Source organism: Streptomyces sp. H39-S7 (assembly GCF_027158205.1).
Taxonomy (GTDB): domain Bacteria; phylum Actinomycetota; class Actinomycetes; order Streptomycetales; family Streptomycetaceae; genus Actinacidiphila.
Genome location: NZ_JAPVLU010000017.1, coordinates 90,876 through 111,365, shown reverse-complemented (window position 1 = coordinate 111,365; position 20,490 = coordinate 90,876). Strand labels below are relative to the sequence as shown.

Annotated in this window: 17 protein-coding genes; 3 read left to right on the top strand and 14 right to left on the bottom strand. The window is 72.2% G+C overall.

Features of this window, described 5'->3' with window-relative positions:
- Positions 1-82: 82 nt before the first annotated feature.
- The 3 genes from dusB (at position 83) to O3X23_RS18440 (ending at position 5,315) form a co-directional block, all read left to right on the top strand.
- Positions 83-1,225: a tRNA dihydrouridine synthase DusB gene (gene dusB, locus O3X23_RS18450; RefSeq protein WP_269272506.1), complete on the top strand. Its 1,143-nt coding sequence runs from the start codon at positions 83-85 to the stop codon at positions 1,223-1,225.
- A 420-nt stretch (positions 1,226-1,645) separates the two neighbouring features.
- Positions 1,646-4,357: a pyruvate, phosphate dikinase gene (ppdK, locus tag O3X23_RS18445; protein ID WP_269272505.1), complete on the top strand. Its 2,712-nt coding sequence runs from the start codon at positions 1,646-1,648 to the stop codon at positions 4,355-4,357.
- A gap of 145 nt (positions 4,358-4,502) precedes the next feature.
- A complete protein-coding gene (locus O3X23_RS18440; RefSeq protein WP_269272504.1) occupies positions 4,503-5,315 on the top strand; it encodes an HAD family hydrolase in 813 nt (270 codons plus the stop codon).
- Between the two features lie 13 nt (positions 5,316-5,328).
- On the opposite strand, the gene O3X23_RS18435 is transcribed toward O3X23_RS18440, so the two are convergent.
- The 14 genes from O3X23_RS18435 to O3X23_RS18370 all read right to left on the bottom strand — a co-directional run bounded on the left by O3X23_RS18435 (position 5,329) and on the right by O3X23_RS18370 (position 20,441).
- A complete protein-coding gene (locus tag O3X23_RS18435) occupies positions 5,329-6,243 on the bottom strand; it encodes an oxidoreductase (protein WP_269272503.1) in 915 nt (304 codons plus the stop codon).
- 137 nt (positions 6,244-6,380) lie between these two features.
- On the bottom strand, positions 6,381-6,716 hold the full coding sequence (locus O3X23_RS18430; protein ID WP_269272502.1) for a hypothetical protein: 336 nt from the start codon (positions 6,714-6,716) through the stop codon (positions 6,381-6,383).
- 9 nt (positions 6,717-6,725) lie between these two features.
- Positions 6,726-6,926 (bottom strand): DUF397 domain-containing protein, encoded by a 201-nt coding sequence (locus tag O3X23_RS18425; protein ID WP_269272501.1) that lies wholly within the window; start codon positions 6,924-6,926, stop codon positions 6,726-6,728.
- A gap of 10 nt (positions 6,927-6,936) precedes the next feature.
- The gene (locus O3X23_RS18420; protein ID WP_269272500.1) at positions 6,937-7,788 is read right to left on the bottom strand and encodes a helix-turn-helix domain-containing protein; all 852 of its coding nucleotides are present in this window, start codon (positions 7,786-7,788) and stop codon (positions 6,937-6,939) included.
- A 606-nt stretch (positions 7,789-8,394) separates the two neighbouring features.
- Positions 8,395-9,036, bottom strand: coding sequence for a PhzF family phenazine biosynthesis protein (locus tag O3X23_RS18415; RefSeq protein ID WP_269272499.1), 642 nt, complete (start codon positions 9,034-9,036; stop codon positions 8,395-8,397).
- 9 nt (positions 9,037-9,045) lie between these two features.
- Positions 9,046-10,266 (bottom strand): type III PLP-dependent enzyme, encoded by a 1,221-nt coding sequence (locus O3X23_RS18410; protein WP_269272498.1) that lies wholly within the window; start codon positions 10,264-10,266, stop codon positions 9,046-9,048.
- Positions 10,263-12,068: an IucA/IucC family protein gene (locus O3X23_RS18405; protein WP_269272497.1), complete on the bottom strand. Its 1,806-nt coding sequence runs from the start codon at positions 12,066-12,068 to the stop codon at positions 10,263-10,265. Before O3X23_RS18405 ends, O3X23_RS18410 begins: the two co-directional genes overlap by 4 nt.
- An 11-nt stretch (positions 12,069-12,079) precedes the next feature.
- Positions 12,080-13,276: an MFS transporter gene (locus O3X23_RS18400; RefSeq protein ID WP_269272496.1), complete on the bottom strand. Its 1,197-nt coding sequence runs from the start codon at positions 13,274-13,276 to the stop codon at positions 12,080-12,082.
- Positions 13,273-15,138, bottom strand: coding sequence for an IucA/IucC family protein (locus tag O3X23_RS18395; protein ID WP_269272495.1), 1,866 nt, complete (start codon positions 15,136-15,138; stop codon positions 13,273-13,275). The genes O3X23_RS18400 and O3X23_RS18395 overlap by 4 nt, the downstream gene beginning before the upstream one ends.
- A complete protein-coding gene (locus O3X23_RS18390; RefSeq protein ID WP_269272494.1) occupies positions 15,135-16,328 on the bottom strand; it encodes an ATP-grasp domain-containing protein in 1,194 nt (397 codons plus the stop codon). The genes O3X23_RS18395 and O3X23_RS18390 overlap by 4 nt, the downstream gene beginning before the upstream one ends.
- 83 nt (positions 16,329-16,411) lie before the next feature.
- Positions 16,412-17,419, bottom strand: a complete 1,008-nt coding sequence (locus O3X23_RS18385) for an ABC transporter substrate-binding protein (protein ID WP_269272493.1) — start codon at positions 17,417-17,419, stop codon at positions 16,412-16,414.
- A gap of 48 nt (positions 17,420-17,467) precedes the next feature.
- Positions 17,468-18,367, bottom strand: a complete 900-nt coding sequence (locus O3X23_RS18380) for an ABC transporter ATP-binding protein (RefSeq protein ID WP_269272492.1) — start codon at positions 18,365-18,367, stop codon at positions 17,468-17,470.
- The gene (locus tag O3X23_RS18375; RefSeq protein WP_269272491.1) at positions 18,364-19,419 is read right to left on the bottom strand and encodes a FecCD family ABC transporter permease; all 1,056 of its coding nucleotides are present in this window, start codon (positions 19,417-19,419) and stop codon (positions 18,364-18,366) included. Before O3X23_RS18375 ends, O3X23_RS18380 begins: the two co-directional genes overlap by 4 nt.
- Entirely contained in the window at positions 19,416-20,441 is a 1,026-nt protein-coding gene (locus O3X23_RS18370; RefSeq protein ID WP_443047882.1) for a FecCD family ABC transporter permease, read from the bottom strand. Before O3X23_RS18370 ends, O3X23_RS18375 begins: the two co-directional genes overlap by 4 nt.
- Positions 20,442-20,490: the final 49 nt, after the last annotated feature.

The window sequence follows — 20,490 nt, the reverse complement described above, 5'->3', positions numbered from 1 at the left end:
TTCTCCGGCCTCGTGGTCAAGGGCACACAGATGCGTGAACGGTACATCCACATCCCCGTCCGGCGTACGCGACAATGGGGCCATGACCGCTGACGCCACCATGCCACTCCAGATCGGCCCGCACACCGTGTGGCCGCCCGTGGTGCTCGCCCCCATGGCCGGCATCACCAACGCGCCCTTCCGCACGCTGTGCCGTGAGTTCTCCGGCGGCAAGGGGCTGTTCGTCAGCGAGATGATCACCACCCGCGCGCTGGTCGAGCGGGACTCCAAGACGCTGCGGCTGATCCGCTTCGACGCGACCGAGAAGCCGCGCTCCATCCAGCTCTACGGCGTCGACCCGGTGACCGTCGGCAAGGCCGTCCGCATGATCGCGGACGAGGGCCTGGCCGACCACATCGACCTCAACTTCGGCTGCCCGGTGCCCAAGGTGACCCGCAAGGGCGGCGGCTCGGCCCTCCCGTACAAGCGGAACCTGCTGCGCTCGATCCTGCGCGAGGCGGTCGGCAACGCGGGCGCCCTGCCGGTCACGATCAAGATGCGCAAGGGCATCGACGACGACCACCTGACGTACCTCGACGCGGGCCGGATCGCCGTCGAGGAGGGCATCACCGCGGTCGCCCTGCACGGCCGCACCGCCGCCCAGCACTACGGCGGCACCGCCGACTGGGACGCCATCGCCCGCCTCAAGGAGCACGTCCCGGAGATCCCGGTGCTCGGCAACGGCGACATCTGGCGCGCCGACGACGCCCTGCGCATGATGCGCGAGACCGGCGCCGACGGCGTCGTGGTCGGCCGCGGCTGCCTCGGCCGCCCCTGGATCTTCGGCGACCTGGTCAGCGCGATGGAGGGCGGCAACGCCCAGGCGCGGCCGACCTTCCGGGAGGTCGCCGTCGTCATGCGCCGCCACGCCGAGCTGCTCGGCGAGTGGATCGGCGACGAGGCGCGCGGCGTGATCGACTTCCGCAAGCACGTCGCCTGGTACACCAAGGGCTTCTCGGTCGGCTCCCAGCTGCGCCGCAGCCTGGCCGTTTCCTCCTCGCTCGCCGAACTGGACGAACACCTGGCCGCGGTCGACCTCGGCCAGGCCTGGCCCGAGGGCGCCGAGGGCCCGCGCGGACGCACCGCCGGCAACAACCGTGTCGTGCTCCCGGACGGCTGGCTGAACGACCCGTACGACTGCGCCGCCGTCAGCCCGGAAGCCGAGCTGGACACGTCGGGCGGCTGACTCTTCGTCGGATGTCCGAAAGGTGAGATCGGGCGTCCGACGAGGTCCTCGCGACCGCGTGATTCACGCCACGTTTGATGGGGGTTGCGCTCAGATGAGCGCGAGGCGCTGCTTGCACCTCTCCAAGGGATGGCACTCAGTGCCACCTCGGTTCCTCCACTTGATCAACGATTTCTCACGCAGAGTGAGTTCGGATCCGTGATCGCGGCACGCTGCGCGGTCGTCGGTTCGACTAGTGAACGGAATCGGCGGCGGGCCACTCAGGCGCGTTACTTTCGATCTAGTGGCAGACGGGTGGTTACGGCCGTCTGATGTGGTGATGGACGTACTGCAAAGCCTTGGGAATGGGTACGCTCCGGCCCGTCAGGGCATCCCTCCCCCAGACCCTGTCCGGGGGGACCTCACGAGGAGTCGAGTCCCGTGTCGGAACAGGTATCGCAGAAGTTCGTCTACGACTTCACTGAGGGCAACAAGGAACTCAAAGACCTGCTCGGCGGGAAAGGTGCGAACCTCGCCGAGATGACCAACCTCGGTCTGCCCGTCCCTCCGGGCTTCGTCATCACGACCGAGGCGTGCAAGGTCTACCTGGACTCCGGCGACGAACCGGCGGAGCTTCGCGACGAGGTGAGTGCGCACCTCGACGTCCTCGAGCAGAAGATGGGCAAGAAGCTCGGGCAGCCGGACGACCCGCTGCTGGTCTCGGTGCGGTCCGGCGCCAAGTTCTCCATGCCCGGCATGATGGACACGGTCCTGAACATCGGCCTCTCCGACGCCTCCGTGGCCGGGCTCGCCGCCCAGGCCGGGGACGAGCGCTTCGCGTGGGACTCCTACCGCCGACTGCTGCAGATGTTCGGCAAGACCGTCATGGGCGTCGACGGCGAGCTCTTCGAGGAGGCCCTCGACGAGGTCAAGCGCGCCAAGGGCGCCGAGAGCGACCTCGGCCTCGACGCGGCCGACCTCCAGCAGATCGTGGAGTCGTTCAAGGCCATCGTGCTCAAGGAGGCCGGCCGCGAGTTCCCGCAGGAGCCGCGCGAGCAGATGGACCTCGCCGTGCGCGCGGTCTTCGAATCGTGGAACACCGACCGCGCCAAGCTCTACCGCCGCCAGGAGCGCATCCCGGGCGACCTCGGCACGGCCGTCAACATCTGCTCCATGGTCTTCGGCAACCTCGGCCCCGACTCGGGCACCGGCGTCGCCTTCACCCGGGACCCGGCCACCGGCCACCAGGGCGTCTACGGCGACTACCTGCAGAACGCGCAGGGCGAGGACGTCGTCGCGGGCATCCGCAACACCGTGCCGCTCGCCGATCTCGAAGGCCTCGACAAGGCCTCGTACGACCAGCTCATGCAGATTATGGAAACCCTCGAGACGCACTACAAGGACCTGTGCGACATCGAGTTCACCATCGAGCGCGGCCACCTGTGGATGCTGCAGACCCGCGTCGGCAAGCGCACGGCGGCGGCCGCCTTCCGGATCGCCACCCAGCTCGTCGACCAGGGCCTGATCGACGAGGCAGAGGCGCTGCAGCGGGTCAACGGGGCGCAGCTCGCGCAGCTGATGTTCCCGCGCTTCGAGGAGGCCGCGTCGAGCAAGCGGCTCGGCTGGGGCATCGCCGCCTCCCCGGGCGCGGCCGTCGGCAAGGCCGTCTTCGACTCGTACACCGCCGTCAAGTGGTCGCGCTCCGGCGAGAAGGTCATCCTGATCCGCCGCGAGACCAACCCGGACGACCTCAACGGCATGATCGCCGCCGAGGGCATCCTGACCTCGCGCGGCGGCAAGACCTCGCACGCCGCCGTCGTCGCCCGCGGCATGGGCAAGACCTGTGTGTGCGGCGCCGAGGAGCTGGAGGTCGACACCAAGCGGCGCCGGATGACCGCCCCGGGCGGGATCGTCATCGAGGAGGGCGACGTCGTCTCCATCGACGGCTCCTCCGGCAAGGTCTACCTCGGTGAGGTGCCCGTCGTCCCGTCCCCGGTCGTCGAGTACTTCGAGGGCCGGATGCACGCGGGCGCCGACGACGCCGACGAGCTCGTCCAGGCCGTCCACCGGATCATGGCCTACGCCGACCGCGTCCGCCGCCTGCGGGTACGGGCCAACGCCGACAACGCCGAGGACGCCAACCGCGCGCGGCGCTTCGGCGCCCAGGGCATCGGCCTGTGCCGTACCGAGCACATGTTCCTCGGCGAGCGGCGCGAGCTGGTCGAGCGGCTGATCCTCGCCGACACCGACAGCGAGCGCGACGAGGCACTGGGTGCCTTGCTGCCGCTGCAGAAGGCCGACTTCATCGAGCTCTTCGAGTCGATGGACGGCCTGCCGGTGACGGTGCGGCTCCTCGACCCGCCGCTGCACGAGTTCCTGCCGGACATCACCGAGCTGTCGGTGCGCGTCGCGCTCGCGGAGTCCCGCAAGGACGCCAACGAGAACGACCTGCGGCTGCTGCAGGCCGTCCACAAACTGCACGAGCAGAACCCGATGCTCGGCCTGCGCGGTGTGCGCCTCGGCCTCGTCATCCCCGGTCTGTTCTCCATGCAGGTACGGGCGATCGCCGAAGCCGCCGCGCACCGCAAGGACATGAAGGGCGACCCGCGTCCGGAGATCATGATCCCGCTCGTGGGCACCGTCCAGGAGCTGGAGATCGTCCGCGAGGAGGCCGAGAAGGTCATTGCCGAGGTGGAGGCCGCCACCGGCATAAACCTCAAGCTGACGCTCGGCACGATGATCGAACTGCCGCGCGCCGCGCTGACCGCGGGCCAGATCGCGGAGGCCGCGGAGTTCTTCTCCTTCGGCACCAACGACCTGACGCAGACGGTGTGGGGCTTCTCCCGCGACGACGTGGAAGCGTCGTTCTTCACCGCCTACCTGGAGAAGGGCATCTTCGGCGTCTCCCCGTTCGAGACCATCGACCGGGACGGCGTCGGCGCCCTCATCCGCTCCGCCTGCGAAGCCGGCCGCGCGGCGCGCCCCGGCCTCAAGCTCGGCGTCTGCGGCGAGCACGGCGGCGACCCCGAGTCCGTCCACTTCTTCCACGAGGTCGGACTCGACTACGTCTCCTGCTCCCCGTTCCGCATCCCCGTCGCCCGCCTCGAAGCGGGCCGCGCGGCGGCGGCCCCGACCGGCAACGACAGCCGGTGACCCCCTAGAACCATCTCTCCACCCTCACCGGGGGCGGCGTCTCGTGCGGAGACGCCGCCCCCTCCTTTGGGTCGTTTCACCGCAGGTCGCCCTGGCTCCACCTCCCGTCTCCATACTTATCCGGCGTATCTGCCATGATCCGAACATGACTGCTACTCCCTTCCGGACCCCTCCCCGACTGGTGGCCACCGACCTCGACGGCACGCTGCTGCGCAGCGACGGAACGGTCTCGGAGCGGACCCGGCGGGCGCTGCGGATGGTGGAGGCGACGGGCGCCGAGGTCGTCTTCGTGACGGCGCGGCCGCCGCGCTACGTGGACTCCATCGCCGAGGGCGCGGGCCACCAGGGGACCGCGATCTGCTGCAACGGCGCGATCGTCTACGACGTCCCCAGCCGGCAGCTCCTCGACGCGCGGCGGATGCCGGTGTCCGTCGCGCGCAAGGCCGCGGAGGTGCTCGTCGCGGCGCTGCCCGGCTCGACGCTCGCCCTGGAGACCGGACACCGCCTGATCAGTGAGCGGGACTTCGGCAAGAAGGACTTCCAGGAAGTGATCGTGGAGACCGCGGCCGAGCTGTGGGAGTCGGACGAGGACATCGTCAAGCTCCTCGTGCACTCCGAGCGGCACCACGCGGACGTGATGATGACGGCGGCTCACGACGCCGCGCTCGCCGACGTCGAGGTCACGCACTCGGGCGGCTCCGGCATGCTGGAGATCAGCTCGCCCGGCGTGACGAAGGCCGGCGCGCTCGCCCTGTGGTGCGCGGCCCGCGGGATCGGCGCCTCCGAAGTCGTCTCCTTCGGAGACATGCCGAACGACCTGTCCACCCTGACCTGGGCCGGAGCGGGCTACGCGATGGGCAACGCGCACCCCGACGTCCTGGCCGCGACGCCGCTGCGGGCGGCCACGAACAACGACGACGGGGTGGCGCGGGTACTGGAGCGGCTGTACGGCGCGTAGCGTCGTCCGGTGGTCAGAACTTGTAGCTGACGCCCGTCAGTTGCTCGGACGCCGTCCACAGCATTTCGCCCGCCCGGTCGTCCTTGGTCCAGGAGGCGCGCCAGGAGCCGCTGGGCGTGCCGCGCCAGCCCAGGAACCGGGGGCCGGTGAACGAGTCGGGGGCCACGTCCGGCGCGGTGGCCGCGTAGAGCGTGGGCAGCGCGCCCGCCTCGGGCGACTGGCCGACGATCCGGTTGCCCAGGTGGATGACGCGTTCGGCGCGCTTGCGGCCCTCCAGCTTGGCGCCCGCCGTCTGGAGATTGGTTTCGGCGTAGCCGGGGTGCGCGGCGGCGGCCACGAGGTCCACGTCCGTCGCCTCCAACTGCCGCGCCAGCTCGTGGATGAACAGCAGATTGGCGCTCTTGGAGCGGCCGTAGGCGATCCAGCGCCGGTAGCGGCGCTCGCTGTTCAGGTCCCCCAGGTCCACGTTGGCGACCGCGTGCATCCCGCTGGAGACGGTGACGACCCGGGCCCCGGGTGTCGCGAGCAGCCGCGGCATCAGCAGCCCCGTCAGGGCGAAGTGCCCGAGGTGGTTGACACCGAACTGCGTCTCGAACCCGTCGGCGGTCTGCGTGTACGGCAGCGCCATCACGCCCGCGTTGTTCACCAGCAGGTCGAGCCGGTCGCCGTCGAACTCGTCCGCGAAGGCCCGCACGGAGCTCAGATCGCCCAGGTCCAGCCGCTGGAACACCGCCCGCGCCTGCGGCACCTCGGCCACCAACCGATCCGCCGCGGCCTGCCCGCGCTCCTCACTGCGGCACGCCATGACCACCAGCGCGCCGTGCCGCGCCAGCTCCTTCGCGGCGCAGTACCCGATACCGCTGTTGGCGCCCGTCACCACGGCGATGCGTCCGGTCTGGTCGGGGATGTCGTTCGCAGTCCAGCCCATGTGACCGGTTCTCCTCGTGTCGCTGGCCGAAATCCGGATCCCCCCGGCGGTCAGCTTAGAGAGCGTGCGGCGGATGCACGAGGCATGTGCGCGCAACCGGCTAGTTACCGCGGGCGCGCGGCGCCGGCGTGCGGAGGCTAGTCGCCCGCGCACCACACGTAGCTGCCCGGCGTCGCCGCGCACTCGTCGAGGAGGGCCGCGAGGTCGAACAGGGCGGCTTTCTGCCGCTCGTCGGTGCAGCGCTGGGCCAGCGCGGCAGCTTCTCCGCGGACCAGTTGCGCTTCCTGTTCATTGAACAGGATGTCGCCGTACGGATCGATCCAGCAGAGCTTGCCGGAAGGGTCCAGCTCCAGCGTGGCCAGCGCCTGCGCCAGGGCTTCACCGTGCTGGTGGGACTCGCGGAGCAGGGTGGCGCCGGCCGCGCGCTTGCGCGCGCCGGGCCGCTCGGAGTGCAGCTGCAGTTCGATCCCCATCGGCCGGACCTAGGCGAGGTGGTCGAACCGGCCGGCTCGTACGCCTCGGAGGAAGGCCTCGAGCTGGGCCGGGGTGGTGGTGAGGACGGCCTCGGGTTCGTCGCTCTCGCGCAGGCGGATCGTTCCGCCGACGACCGCGAGTTCGACGCACGCGTTCTCGTCTCCCGAGCCGGAGTAGGAGGACTTCTGCCAAATTATCCTGGACGTCATTTGCTTGCCTTCACATGTGGTGGGCGATGCTGCGAATGAAATCACGCGAGTCCCCGGCGGGCAGGGCCGCTTCCTCGGTGCGCTGGAGAATCGCTCGGTGATTCTCCAGTTGAGTCTCCGCCTCCAGAAAGAGCGCCTTGTGTGCGGTGTCGAGTTGCACCGTGTCCAGTTGTGGGACCGCGCCGGAGGCATAGGTGACCGTGAGTCCGGCGATGTGGAAGCCTCCCGCCTCGAAGGGGATGACGCGGACAGTGATGTTCTTCCGCTCGGAGGCTTCAAGGAGGGCTGCGAGCTGCGCTCGGAGAACGTGTTGATCTCCGAACCGCATGCGCAGCGCCGCTTCATGGATGAGGAAGGCGCACCCGGGAGAAGCGTCGCGGTCCAGGATCTCGCGTCGCCGCAATCGGTGCGCGAGGGTACGGCGAAGTTCTGCCGGTGATCGGGTGGGGACCGCTTCACGCAGGACCGCTCGTGCGTACTCCTCGGTCTGCAGCAATCCCGGCACGTGCATGATCTGCACCACCTGGAGCGCTGATGCGCAGTGCTCAAGTTCCGCCAGGTCCAGTGCTCCCGCAGGCAGGATGCCGCGATAGTCCTCCCACCAACCCGGCTTGCGTTCGGCTGCCATAGTGACCAGCGCGTCGACGTAGGCGCCATCCGCGCAGGTGTAGTTGGCGGCGAGGGCGCGCAGACGGTCTTCACTGACGCCGAAGCGGGCCAGTTCCATGTTGGTGATGTGCGAACGGGTGACGCCCATGAGGTCCGCCGCCTCCTGGATGGCGAACCCCGCGTGCTCCCGCATGCGGCGCAGTTCCGCCCCCAGGCGGCGCTGGCGAGCCGTGATGAACGTCCGGTGGGCCATGTGCCCCTTCCTCATCGGTCGTTGCAGGTCTGCCGTGTTCACGCGATCACTACCAGCGAGTGATGAAAATACGCGATTACGTTGAACTAGATAACCATCATTGACTACGGTAGGTGCTGCATCCGACACGTGGCGTATCCAACAGGGGAGTTGGTCCATGGACCCCGAAGCCCGCATCCCCGTCCAGCCGCCCCTCGCGGCCCACGTTCCCCATTCGTTCACGCTTCGCAGCGCCCGCGTCGTCACCGCTCCCAAGATCTGCCGGGACTTCGTGGCGGGGGTGGTTCGGGCGGTCGGGTGGGGGGATCTTGCCGACTCGGCGGCGGTGTGTACGTCGGAGTTGGTGACGAACACCTATCTGCATGCCGGTGGGGCGCATTTACTGCTGCGGGTTCGAGTGGCGCCCGGGCAGGTGCGGGTGACCGTCGTCGACGGGAGCGCGGTTCGGTTCGGGGTGGGCGGGGCGGCGGACGAGGCGGTGAGCAGGCGTGGGTTGTTCCTGGTCGCGGCGCTGGCCGACCGGTGTGGGGCGGCGGATCGCTGGGGGGGTGTGGTTCGAGCTGGACACGCCGGTGCAGGCGGTCTGACGACAGCTCGGCGAGTGCCTCAGCGGGAGCTTGCCACCCGGCCGCCCACGTCGATCGTGCCGTCAGGGCCCGGGCGGGTCAGGATTTGGGAGGCGGTGCCCTGGCGGATGTCGAGGGGGCGGGCGAGTTCGGCGGCGAGGACCATCGCGGAGGCGCCGGTCGCCTCGTCCTCGGTGATGGCGTCGCCGCGGCGGGGGAACCCGCGGGCCCGGACGCGGCCGGCGGTTTCGTCCGCCCAGGCCCAGGCGTAGAGCCAGCCCTCACCGGGCGGCGGCGAGGGCAGGGCGTTGACCTCGGCGACCGTCGTGTACTGCTCGGTGCGGCGGCCGGGGGCCCAGGCGGCGCGGCCGCGGATCCAGGTGATGTCGCCCTCCGTCCAGGCCGGGACGTCGCCGGCCGGGGGGCGCAGCAGGCCTGTCTGGAGGAGCCAGGCGGTGCCGACGAGGGGGTGGCCGGCGAAGGGAAGCTCCACGCTCGGGGTGAAGATCCGTACGCCCCCGCGTTCCGCGTCGTCGATGAAGACCGTTTCGCTGTAGCCGAGTTCGGCGGCGATGGCCTGCCGGCCGGCCGCGTCGGAGGAGTCGGCGGTCACCACGCCCAGGGGGTTGCCGCCCCGGCCGTCCGGGCCGATGAAGACCCGCAGCACTTCATGATCGGTCATGGGTGCGATTCAAGCACCGCCCAGGAAGTGGAAGCCCGGCCGGGGGTGCATCAGGAAATCGTGGTGCGAGATGTTCCACGCGTATGCCCCCGCCAGCGCGAACACCACCCGGTCCCCGGCCCGTAGACCGCCCGCCGGAACCCGGCGGGCCAGCACATCCTTTGGTGTGCAGAGCTGCCCGGTGAGGGTGATGTGGTCCTGCCGGGCGGCCGGGCGCGGCCAGGGGTGGGGCCAGCGGTCGACGGGCAGGACCGTGCAGGGCTGGTCGTGGCCCTTGGTCGCCGGGGTGCGCAGATGGTGGGTGCCGCCGCGCAGCACGGCGAACTCCTCGCCGTGGCTGGGCTTCACGTCCAGGACCTCGGTGGCGTACCAGCCGCAGTACGCGGTGAGGGCGCGACCCGGTTCGATGCGCAGCAGCAGGGAGGGGTGGGCGGCGGTGAGGCGCGCGAGACCTTCGCCGTACGCGGTCCAGTCGAAGCGGACGCCCGGGTCGGTGTAGTCCACGTTCATGCCGCCGCCGACGTTCACCTCGGGCAGCGCGACGCCGTACCGGGCGGCCAGGGCCACCGCGAACGCGACCACTTCGCCGGCCACGGCGAGCTGCGCCGCCGCGTCGAGGCCGCTGGCGAGGTGGGCGTGGAGGCCGCGCAGCTCCAGCTGCGGGTGATCGGCGAGCAGCCGTACGGCGTTGTCGGCCTGGGTGGGGTCGAGGCCGAACGGCGTCGGGCGGCCACCCATCGCCAGCGAGCTGCCCTCCAGGGCCGCGCCCGGCACCGGCAGGTTGAAGCGCAGCAGGACGGGGACGGTCCGGCCGGGGGCCAGCCGTGCGGCGAGGTGTCCGAGCATGCGCAGCTCGTACTCGCTCTCCACGTGGAAGCGCTCCACGCCCAGGTCCAGCGCGGTCGCGAGCTCGGCCGGGGTCTTGCCGGGGCCGCCGAAGGCCAGCGGACGGTTGCGGACGGCCTTGCGCACATGGGCCAGTTCGCCGCCGGAGGAGACCTCGAACCCGTCGACGTGCGGGGCGAGCGCGGCCAGGATCTCCGGCTCGGGGTTGGCCTTGGCGGCGTAGTAGAGCTCGACGCGCTCGGGGAGAGCGGCCCGTACGGCGGCGGCGTGCGCGCGCAGCTCCGCCAGGTCGTAGACGTAGGCGGGCAGGTCGTCGGAGGCGAGGTACGCGGCCCGTTCACGGACCGCCCCGGTGAGCGGGGGCACGACGGGTGGCGGGGTCATCGGGCGCTCCAGGGCTCGGTGCGGTCGCTGTCGTCCGCGTCGTCCGCGTCGTCCAGCACGTCCTCGGCCAGCGGCGAGGGCAGCCGTACGTAGCCGGCCTCGCGGTCGGCCTTGCGTTCCCAGCGGGTGAGGAGGTTGGCCTTGGCCGGCAGCGGGACCCCGGCGAGCAGGGCGCTGAGGCGGGGCGGGCAGCCGTGGCCGTCCGCGTACTCGCGCAGCACGGTGCGGACCCGCGCCCACAGGACCGTCTCCGTCTGCGGATGCAGGTCGGCGAGTGCCGCCAGGAGTTCCGAGACGTGGTTGACGAGCAGGCAGTAGATGACGCGGTCCCAGCCGCGTTCCGCGTCGTACGTCATCGGGGCGGCGACATCGGCCGGCAGGGCGGCGAGGGTGGCGGTGTGGTGCTCGGGGATGAGTTTGGTGCCCTCCAGGTCGCGGAGGAGGACCTGGACGGGGAAGCCCTCGCCGTCCACCCCGATCAGCACGTTCTGCAGATGCGGTTCCAGCACGACGCCGTGGTCGAAGTAGGCGGCGAGCACCGGCGGCAGCAGCAGCCGCAGATACGCCGTCCACCAGTCGAGGGCGGCCTGCGGTCCCGTTCCGGCGAGGAGCCGCGAGATGTGCGCGGCGCCGGTCGGGTACTCGTCGGCGACGGCGGCGGCCAGCAGCGGGGTGACACCGGGGCGCAGGTGCGCGTCCAGGCCGTCGCGGACGATGACGCCGAAGCCCTCCAGCAGGCCGAGGTCCGGTCGCCCGTCGGGGCCGGGCAGCGCGAGGCTGCGGTACGCGGGCTCCCGCAGCATGGCCACAGCCGGGAAGCGTTCTGCCAGGTCGGCGAAGACCGGTTGCAGCAGGCGGGTGAGCGCGACCGCGCCGGAGAGCTCGTAAGCGGCGTTCTTCCGGAGGCAGTTGGTGATCCTGATGTTGAGGCTGAACTTCAGGAACGTCTCACCGTCGTACAGGGTGCGGACCGACGCGGTCGGCGTCGCGGGCACGTCGCCGGTGCCCAGGTCGAGGATGTCGCCGCAGGCCAGGGCCGCGCGCAGCGCCGGGTGCTCGTGCAGCAGACCGTACTGCCACGGGTGCGCGGGCAGCAGCCGGTAGCCGGCGGGCACCGGCCGCAGCCGGTCCAGCGGGTCGGCGGCGCCGGGTTCGCTGCGCTCCTCCGCGATCAGGTGCTCGCGGACGGCGAAGTGGCGCAGCGGGAACGTCGCGCCCGCCTCGGGGGCGTACGCGGCCCACGACGCGGGGTCGCCGGTGCGCGCCTTGGGGGTGGGGTGGAAGCGGTGGCCGAAGAGCAGGGACTGCTCGGACTCCAGGTAGTCGAGGTCACCCGTCCCGGGGGATCCGGTGTGGTCGCCGGGCAGCTCGCGGGGGAGCGACAGGGCGGCGGTGACGCCCCGGTGGCTGGAGACGATCTGGTCCAGGAACTCGTCGTTGCGCACCCCGGTCCGCAGCGACAGCTCGTCGTGCACGTGCTCGGCGAGGCGGTACCAGTCCAACTCCTTCCACGTGTCCGCGTGCCGCTCCGCGACGGGGCCGGAGAACCGGTGGGCGCCGATCAGTGACGTGCGGCGCAGCGCGACCCGCAGCAGCGCGCCCGCGCGGGGCAGCCGCAGCAGCAGGTGGCCGTCCGCGACCGCCGTCTGGTGCTCGGGTCCCGAGACCTCGCGGAGCAGGCAGTTGAGCAGGGTGTGCGCCACGACGTCATCGGCGGCCGGAAGGCCCGCGGCGAGGTCGCCGGCGGTGGTGGAGGAGGAGGGTGAGGGGGAGGGCTGCGCGAGGTGCAGGGGAAGCGTCATCAACGGCTCCATCAAGGGTGCGAGAAGAGAGCGTGTACGGCGGCTGCGACGGTGATCAGGGCGACCGCGGTGCCCGCGACCACGGGCGCGGTCGGTCCGAAGGCGCTGTTGCCGAGTGCGGCGACCACTCCGGCGGCGACGGCCCCGCCCTTGGAGACGAACTCCAGGGAGCCGAACATCCTTCCCGGCGAACGGCCTTGCACCGCGTCGGCGGCGAGCAGGGAGAGACCGACCAGGCCGAGGGTGAGGCCGGCCCCGAGCAGCAGCCGGACGGCCGTGAACGTGATCAGCGAACCGGCGGTGGCGTGCCCCGCGAGGCCCGCGGCCACCGCCGTGAAACCGAGGGCGATGCCGAGCCGGGGGCGGTTGCGGAAGGCGGAGTGCACGGGCGCGGCGAAGAGCAGGTAGCACAGGTGCGGCAGGGCGAAGAGCGACCCGGAGACGACCGCGGAGATCCCCGATATTCGGTCGCCGAGCAGGGCGATGAGGTAGGGGAAGGAGATGACGGTCGAGAAGACGAACGCGAACTCGAAGACGTACAGCTCCCGCAGCAGCCGGCGCTGCGCGGTGCCGGGCCGCGTCTCCTGCAGCCGCACCGGCGGGAGCGCGACGCTCTCCCGTGGTTCCGGCAGAGCCAGCAGCATCGCGGCGGCGCCCAGGGGGAGGAGGGCGAGCAGCGCGTACTGGCGGTGTGGCGAGAGCCATGGGGACAGGGAGCCGACCACGATGGGTGCGGCGACGAGGGCGGCGCGGGCGCTGCCCTGCATCAGGGTCAGGGCCCAGGACAGCCGGGTGCCGTCGAGACCCGCGGCGAGATAGCCGTTGGTGGCGGCGAACGTGCCGCCGAGGATGCCCTGCAGGACGAGGGCGGCGGTGAACGTGGGCAGCGAGTCGGCGGCTCCGGCCAGCAGGAACGACAGCGCCAGCCCGAGCTGGGCGCGCAGCAGCAGCCGTTTGCGGCCGTAGCGGTCGGCCAGCCGCCCCCAGAGCGGGGCGGCGAGGCCGCCGAAGACCGTCGGGACGATGTAGAGCAGCCCGGCCCAGTGCGCGGTCGTGTCGCCCAGTTCCGGCAGGATCGACGTCAGGTACGGGGGCAGGCCGAGCGCGGCGAACGAGGCGACGAAGTAGCAGGCCGCCACCGCGTGCACCTGGCGGCGCCCCAGGGCGGGGGCCGGAGCGCCGGCCAGCGTCGCCGCTTCCGCGCTCACCTCGGACCGGTCCCGGCCGGTCCGGTCGACCCGGTCGGCTCGGTCGACTCGGCCCGCAGGTAGTTGGGGCCCGTCGTGTAGTGCTTGTTGATGTCGGCCGCGCCGGAGCGCTCCTTGCTGAGCAGCGTCCCCGCGCTGACCATCGCCTTGACCGGGAGCCGCTCGGCGTCCAGCACCCGCGCGCGCAGCAGTTCGGCCGGCGCGCCGCCCAGGCGGTCGATGGCCTCGGAGAGCCGGTCGCGGACCAGCCGCAGCAGCTCGTCCAGCGGTGCCCGGCCGTGGTCGGCGAGTCCGAAGGCGTACGAGCCCGCGCAGAGGTGGACGGTGATGGTCGTGAACAGGTCGACGAGCGGGTCGTCGGAGACGCAGAAGATGCGCTCGTCGTCGAACTCGTCGATGCGGGCCGGCGTTTCACCCAGGGCCCGGCTCAGCCGCGCCGTGTTGATCCGCGGTCCGTCGTTGTCCTTCAGGACCAGCCGCAGCCGGGTGGCGCCCGTCGCGCGGTCCCGGTCCAGGGCGAGCGAGACGTTCTGCTGATGCGACTCCAGGGCGATGCCGTAGCCGAAGAGCGTGGTCTGCCAGTCGAACAGCAGCGTCAGGCAGGCGTCCAGGAGGGCGACGGGGTCGCCGTCGTAGAAGCGGTCCGCGAGCTGGTCGATCACCAGCCGGCCGTCGGGGGCGCCGGCGAGCAGTGCGGCCATCGGGACCAGCACGGAGTTCTGCAGGTGCTCCGGGTACCGGCGCAGCAGAACGGCGAGGAGTTCGTGCCCGGCGTGCGCGTAGCGGCGCTCGTCGGCGAGCAGCACGGTGTCGCGGAACCGCGGTTCGCGGGCGATCACCTGGCTCAGCAGGAGCTGGCAGGCGGCCCCGTCCGCGAGGGTGCCGGGCTTGATGGTCCGCCGGTTGCGCAGGCCGAGGGTCGCGGTGGCCAGCGGCAGTTTCAGGTGCAGCAGTGGGTACGTGCGGTCCGCGAGCGTGCGCATGGACAGGGTGGGGAGGAGGGTGAGGGGCCGCTGCTCCGCCAGGAACGCGCGCCCCTCCAGGCCGGCGGTGCGCAGCGCGGCGTCCAGCGGTTCCCCGACGGTCAGCGGGTGCAGCGGAAGTACGGTGTGGGTGTCGCGCAGCTCCGGCATGCCGAGGGAGACGGGCGTCGGCCACAGGTACGCGTACGGCTCGGCGGGACCGCCGCCGGACTCCGTCACGGCCTCGCGGGGCAGCACGAGCCAGCGCGGTGCGACGTCTTCGTGGAACTCCGGTGCGTAGGCGCGCAGTTCCGCCTCGCCGAGGCCGCTGCGCCCGCGCGAGGTCGGATACACCGGGTGGTCGTGGAAGGCGGCCAGCGCGTCGAAGCCCAGGCCGCGGGCGTACGTCCAGTAGGCGGTGTCGGAGCCGTACCGCTCGGCGAGCCGGGTGGTCACCGCGCCGCGCTCCCGGTCGTGCAGCCGCAGGGTCTCGGCGGTCTGCCGGCACTCCTCGGCGAACGCGTCGAACCCGGCCCGGTCGACGGGGTCGGCGAGGGCGCGCAGTGCCCGCAGTACGGCGTCGGTGCCGGTGAGTTCGCGGCCGTCGGAGGCGCGTCGCAGCAGCGGCAGCCGTGCCGCGTACTCGCACTGGAAGCCGTCCTCGGTCACCGGGAGCAGCAGCGCGTCCTCGAAGCCGCCGGTCCCGTCACCGCCGTTCCCGTCACCACCGTACGAGTAGGGCAGCCGCAGCCAGTGCCCGTCGGACTCCTCGATGAGGGTGGAGCGCGTGCGCAGGCCGACGACGTCCTCGCGCAGCAGGGCGCTGAGCACGCGCAGTGTCAGCTCCGTGTCGGTGTCGGTCCCCACCCCGGCATCGGTGCCCGTTCCGGTGCCCGTCACGAGGTGATCTCCCAGCGCTGCGCCCCGAGGAACTCCGTCACGACGCGGTCCACCGCGTCCTGGTCGGTGCCGGTGGCGCGCAGGACGCCGAGGTAGTCGCGGTTGGTGTGGTGCAGTTCGTGGCGTTCACCGGTCGCGCGCAGCGGGCGGTAGACGAGCCGGACGCCGTCCACCGTGCGCTCGGTGGCGGCGGGCGCGGCGGTGAGCGTGCCCGCCCGTTCCGCGCACGGGTAATCCAGCCGGGCGCGGCCGTCGTCGCGGGCACCGAGGTCGGCGGGGAGCGGTTGACCGAGGTGGACGCCGAGGATGAGCTCGAAGAGCGGGATGCCGAGCAGCCCGGCGAGCAGCAGGTCGCACTGGTCGCCGATGGCCCGGTAGTTGACCTCGATGATGCGCGCGTGGCCGTCCTGGACCACGAACTCGGTGTGGCAGGCGCCGAACCCGACGCCGAGGGCGTCCAGTTGCGCGAGGACCTGCGCGACGACCGGCTCGGGGTGCGCGGGGACGAAGGTGAGGCGCTCCTCGATGAAGTGGGGCAGTGCCGAGAGCTCGGTGTGGAACCCGCCCAGGACGTGCCGGGTGCGGCCGTCGCCGAGCGTTTCCAGCGTGTACAGCTCGCCGGTCAGGTACTCCTCCGCCACGAGCGCCGCCCGCGGGCGGCGCGCCTGGATCTCCTTGCAGCGCCGCACCAGCTCCTCCGGACCCCCGACCAGGACCACGTCCTCGCTGGCCACGCCTTCGCGCGGTTTCACCACGCACGGGTAGGGGACCGGCAGTTCCAGCAGGGTCGCGGGGTCCTCGCCGGCGGGGAGTTCGGCGGACCACACGGTGTCGGCGCCGGTGGCGGCCAGGTGGCGGCGCAGTTGCGCCTTGTCCTTGGCGCGCAGGGCCGCCTGCCAGGGCTTGGCGGGCAGGTCGAAGTACGCGGCGGCGAGGGCGGCCTGGGTCTGCAGGTGGTCGCTGTTGGTGAAGACCGCGTGGGGGGCGGGGCCGGTGGCGATCCGGGTGATGACGGCACGGAAGTCGCGTACGTCGCACTCCACGACGTCCACCCGGTCGCCGTACAGCTCCTGGTGAGCGGTGGGGGAGTCGGTGAGCAGGGTGACGTCCAGGCCGAGCCGTGAGGCGGCGGGCAGGAAGCCCTCGGTGACGGAGTCCGTGGGGTTGAGCGCGAGCAGATACAGCCGCATGGCCGGTGGTCCTGTTCTGGAACGTGTGGAGGGGGAGGGGGCGGGCCGGCGGAGGAGGCCCGCCCCCTCTCACACGGAGCGCGTTACTTCGGCAGGTCGACGCCCGCGGCCTTGGCCACGTCGCCGAGCATGCTGATCGCGGCCTGCACGCCGATGCCGGACATCCAGGTCTCGTCGGTCACGTTGACGACCTTGTGGTTCCTGACCGCGTCCAGGTCCTTCCAGACCGGGTTGGACTCGACGACGCTCTGCTGCGTCTTGGCAGGGTCGTCGGAGACGGTGACGAAGACGAGGTCCGCGTCGGCCTTGTCGATCTGCTCGGGACCGACCTCCAGCATCGCGCTGTGGACGTTCTGCGAGGCCGGGCGGCGCAGGCCGATGTCGGTGAGCACGACGCCGCTGAACGAGTCCAGCTGGTAGAGCCGGGTCGGGCCGGCGACGAAGCGGACGACCGACGCGGTCGGCTCCTTGCCGCCGTTCCTGGCCTTGATGGCCTCGCCGAGCTTCTTCGCGCGGGCCTCGTAGGACGTCAGCGCCGTGGCGGCTTCCTTCTCCAGGCCGAGGGCCTTGGCGTGGACGGCCAGGTTCGCCTTCCACGGGAAGCCGGTGGTCGCGGTGAAGACGGTCGGCGCGATGGCCTTGAGCTTGTCGTAGACCTTCTCGTGGCGGACCTTCGAGGACAGGATCAGGTCCGGCTTGAGGGACGCGATCAGCTCCAGGTTGGGCTCCGCGGACGGGCCGACGTCCTTGGTGCCGTCCGTCCTGCCCTTCAGGTACGCGGGGAAGCCGCCCTCGGACTTCAGGTGCGGCGCGACCGCGCCGACCGGGGTGATGCCGAGCATCGTCACGTCGTCCAGCTCGCCGGTGTCGAGCACGACCACGCGCTGCGGCTTCGCGGGGATCGTGGTGCTGCCCATGGCGTGCGTGAGGGTGCGCGGGAAGCCGTCGGCGGTGGCCGCGGCGTTCGCCTTGCCGTCCTTGGTCCCGGTTTCGCTGCCGCAGGCGGCGAGCGCGCCCACGCCGATGACGAGGGCGACGGGCGCGGCGATCAGCCGGACGAGGCGCCGGCGGAGCGGGGCTCTGGTGTTCATGAGGGTGGGGGTCCTTGCCGTTGGAGCAGAAGGGGGGACGGGGGAGGGTCAGCTGGTGACGACGGCGGTGTGGCGTCTGGCGCGTCCGCGCGGGACGACGAGCGGGGTGCCGGTCTCGGGGTCGGGGATGACCTGGCACTCCACGTCGAACACGGACTTCACCAGCGCGGCGTCGAGCACCTCGGAGGGCGGGCCGGCCGCGGCCAGCCGGCCGTCCTGGAGGACGACGAGATGGTCGGCGTACCGGGCGGCCTGGCCGAGGTCGTGCAGCACCATGACGACGGTGCGCCCGGACTCGGCGTGCAGGTCCGAGACCAGGTCGAGCACGTCGAGCTGGTGGCGCAGGTCGAGGAAGGTGGTGGGCTCGTCGAGGAGCAGCAGCTCGGTGTCCTGCGCGAGGGCCAGCGCGATCCAGGCGCGCTGCCGCTGGCCGCCGGAGAGCTGGTCGACGTGCTGGTTGCGCAGTTCCGTGGTGCCGGTGCGGTCCAGGGCCTCGTCGACGGCGGCCTGGTCGGTGGCCGACCAGGGGCTGAGCAGCCGCTGGTGCGGGTAGCGGCCGAGCCGGACCAGGGCCTCGACGGTGATCGCGTCGGGGGTTACCGGCTGCTGCGGCAGCAGCCCCATCCGGCGGGCCAGCGCGCGGGCGGGCATCCGGTGGATGTCCGCGCCGTCCAGGGCGACGCTGCCGGCGGCGGGAGGGAGCAGCCGGGTCAGCCCGCGCAGCAGCGTCGACTTCCCGCAGGCGTTGGGGCCGACGATGGCGGTGACGGCGCCGCCGGGCAGGACGAGGTCCAGGCCGCCGATCACCGTGCGGTCGCCGTAGCGCAGGTCCAGGCCGTGGGTGGAGAGCTGGTTGGTGTGCGGCGCGGTGCGGGGCCTGGCGGGTGGCTGGGTGGGTGGCTTGATGCGCGGCTGGGTGGGCGGCGGCCGGTCGGCGCGGGCGGTCATCCGAAACTCCTGTGCGTGGGCCTGCTCTGACGGATCATCAAGGCGAGGAGCCAGGGGGCGCCGAGAGTCGCGGTGACCACGCCGACGGGCAGTCCGTGCACCGGCAGCAGATGCTGGACGACCAGGTCGGAGCCGAGCAGCAGGACGGCGCCGGTCAGCGCCGACAGGGCGAGCGTTCCCGCGGTCGGCGGGCCGGCGAGGAAGCGGACCACGTGCGGTACGGCGAGTGCGACGAACGCGACCGGGCCGGTGAGGGCGGCGGCCAGCGACGCCAGCACGATGGCGGTGAGCAGCAGTTGCAGGCGCGCCGCGGACGGCGCCAGGCCGAGCCCGCCCGCCGAGTCGTCACCCAGGTCGAGGACGGCGAGGCGCCGGTGCAGGACGAACGCGGCGGCCATCGCCGCGGCCATGGCCCCGCCCGCGGCGGACACCTCGGTCCAGGTCCGTCCGTAGAGTGACCCCGTCGTCCACTGCAGCGCCGAGTTGGCGAGTTCGGCGGGGAAGCGCACCACCATCAGGTTGACGGCGGCGGCCAGCCCGGCCTGCACGGCCAGCCCCACCAGGACGAGCCGGGTGACGCCGAGTCCCGACCGCCACGCGAACGCGCCGAGCAGGACGGCGGCGAGCAGCCCGCCGCCGAGGGCCGCCAGCGGGATGAGCGTCTGTGAGGCGCCGGTGGCGAGCAGCGAGACGGCGCCGAGCGAGGCGCCGCCGGTCACGCCCATGACGTCGGGGGAGGCGAGCGGGTTGCGGAACAGCCGCTGCAGCAGCGCCCCGGCGACGGCGAGGCCGGCTCCGGCGACGAGGGCCGCCGCCACCCGGGGCGCCCGGAACTCCTGGACCACCAACACGTCGCCGGAGTCGCCGAGGCCGATCAGGGCGCGCAGCGCGGTGAGCGGGGGCATCGGGATCTGGCCGGTGGTGAGCGCGGTGGTGGCGAGCACGAGGATCGCCGCCACCGCGCCGGCGGCCAGTAGGGCGGTGCGGCGGCCGCGTGAGGGACGCCGCGTCGGAGTGGCGGGGCGAGGCCTGGGCACGGTAGGGGCGGTCATCGGGCCACCTTCCGGGCCAGCACCGCGAGCAGCGGCGCGCCGAGGAAGGCGGTGACGATGCCGACCTCCAGTTCGGAGGGCGCGATCACGACGCGGCCCAGGACGTCGGCGCCGAGCAGCAGCAGGGGGCCGGCGATCAGGCAGCCGGGGACCAGCAGCCGGTGGTCGTTGCCGGACACCAGGCGCACCAGGTGCGGGGCGGCCAGCCCGACGAACGCGACCGGTCCCGCCACCGCGACGGCGGAGCCGGCGAGCAGCACCACGGCGAGGCCGCCGGCGACCCGGATCCGCGCCACCGGCACGCCCAGCGCCTGCGCGGTCTCGTCGCCGAGGGCCAGGGCGTTGAGGGCCGGGGTGATGGCCAGGGCGATGACCAACCCGGCGGCGATGAGCGGGAGTACGGGGTAGAGGACGTCGAGCGTCCGCCCGGACAGGGAGCCCGCGAGCCAGAAGCGGGCCTCGTCCAGGGTGCGGTTGCTCGCCAGCATCACGGCAGAGGTCCAGGAGACCAGGACGGCCGTCAGTACCGTGCCGCCGAGCGCGAGGCGCACCGGGTCCAGGTCGCCCGCCCGGCGGGCGAGCGTCTGGGCGAAGAGCGCGGCGGCCGCCGCTCCGGCGAACGCGAACCACAGGTACTGGGCGGGGTGCGTCAGATGCAGGGCGTAGATGGCCGTGACGACGGCGAAGCCCGCGCCCGCGTTGATCCCCAGCGTGGTCGGTGAGGCCAGCGCGTTGCGGGTGACGCCCTGGGCGACGGCGCCCGCCACCCCGAGCGCGGCGCCGACCGCGAGCCCGATGAGGGTGCGCGGTACGCGCAGTCCGGTGACCACCACGGCGTCACGGCTGTGCGCGTGGTGGAACAGGGCGTCGAACACGGTGCCGAGGGGCACCGGCCGCGAGCCGAGCGCGAGGCTCGCGGCGCCGCACAGCGTCAGAGCGAGTGCGCCGAGCAGGAACAGCGGTATCCGCCGAGCCGGGGAGGGAAGCCGACCGGCTACGGCCGTCCGCTGGTTCTTGAGCACCCGTCGATCTTAGGTTAGGTAAACCTAACCTTGTCAACTCGCTGTGTAT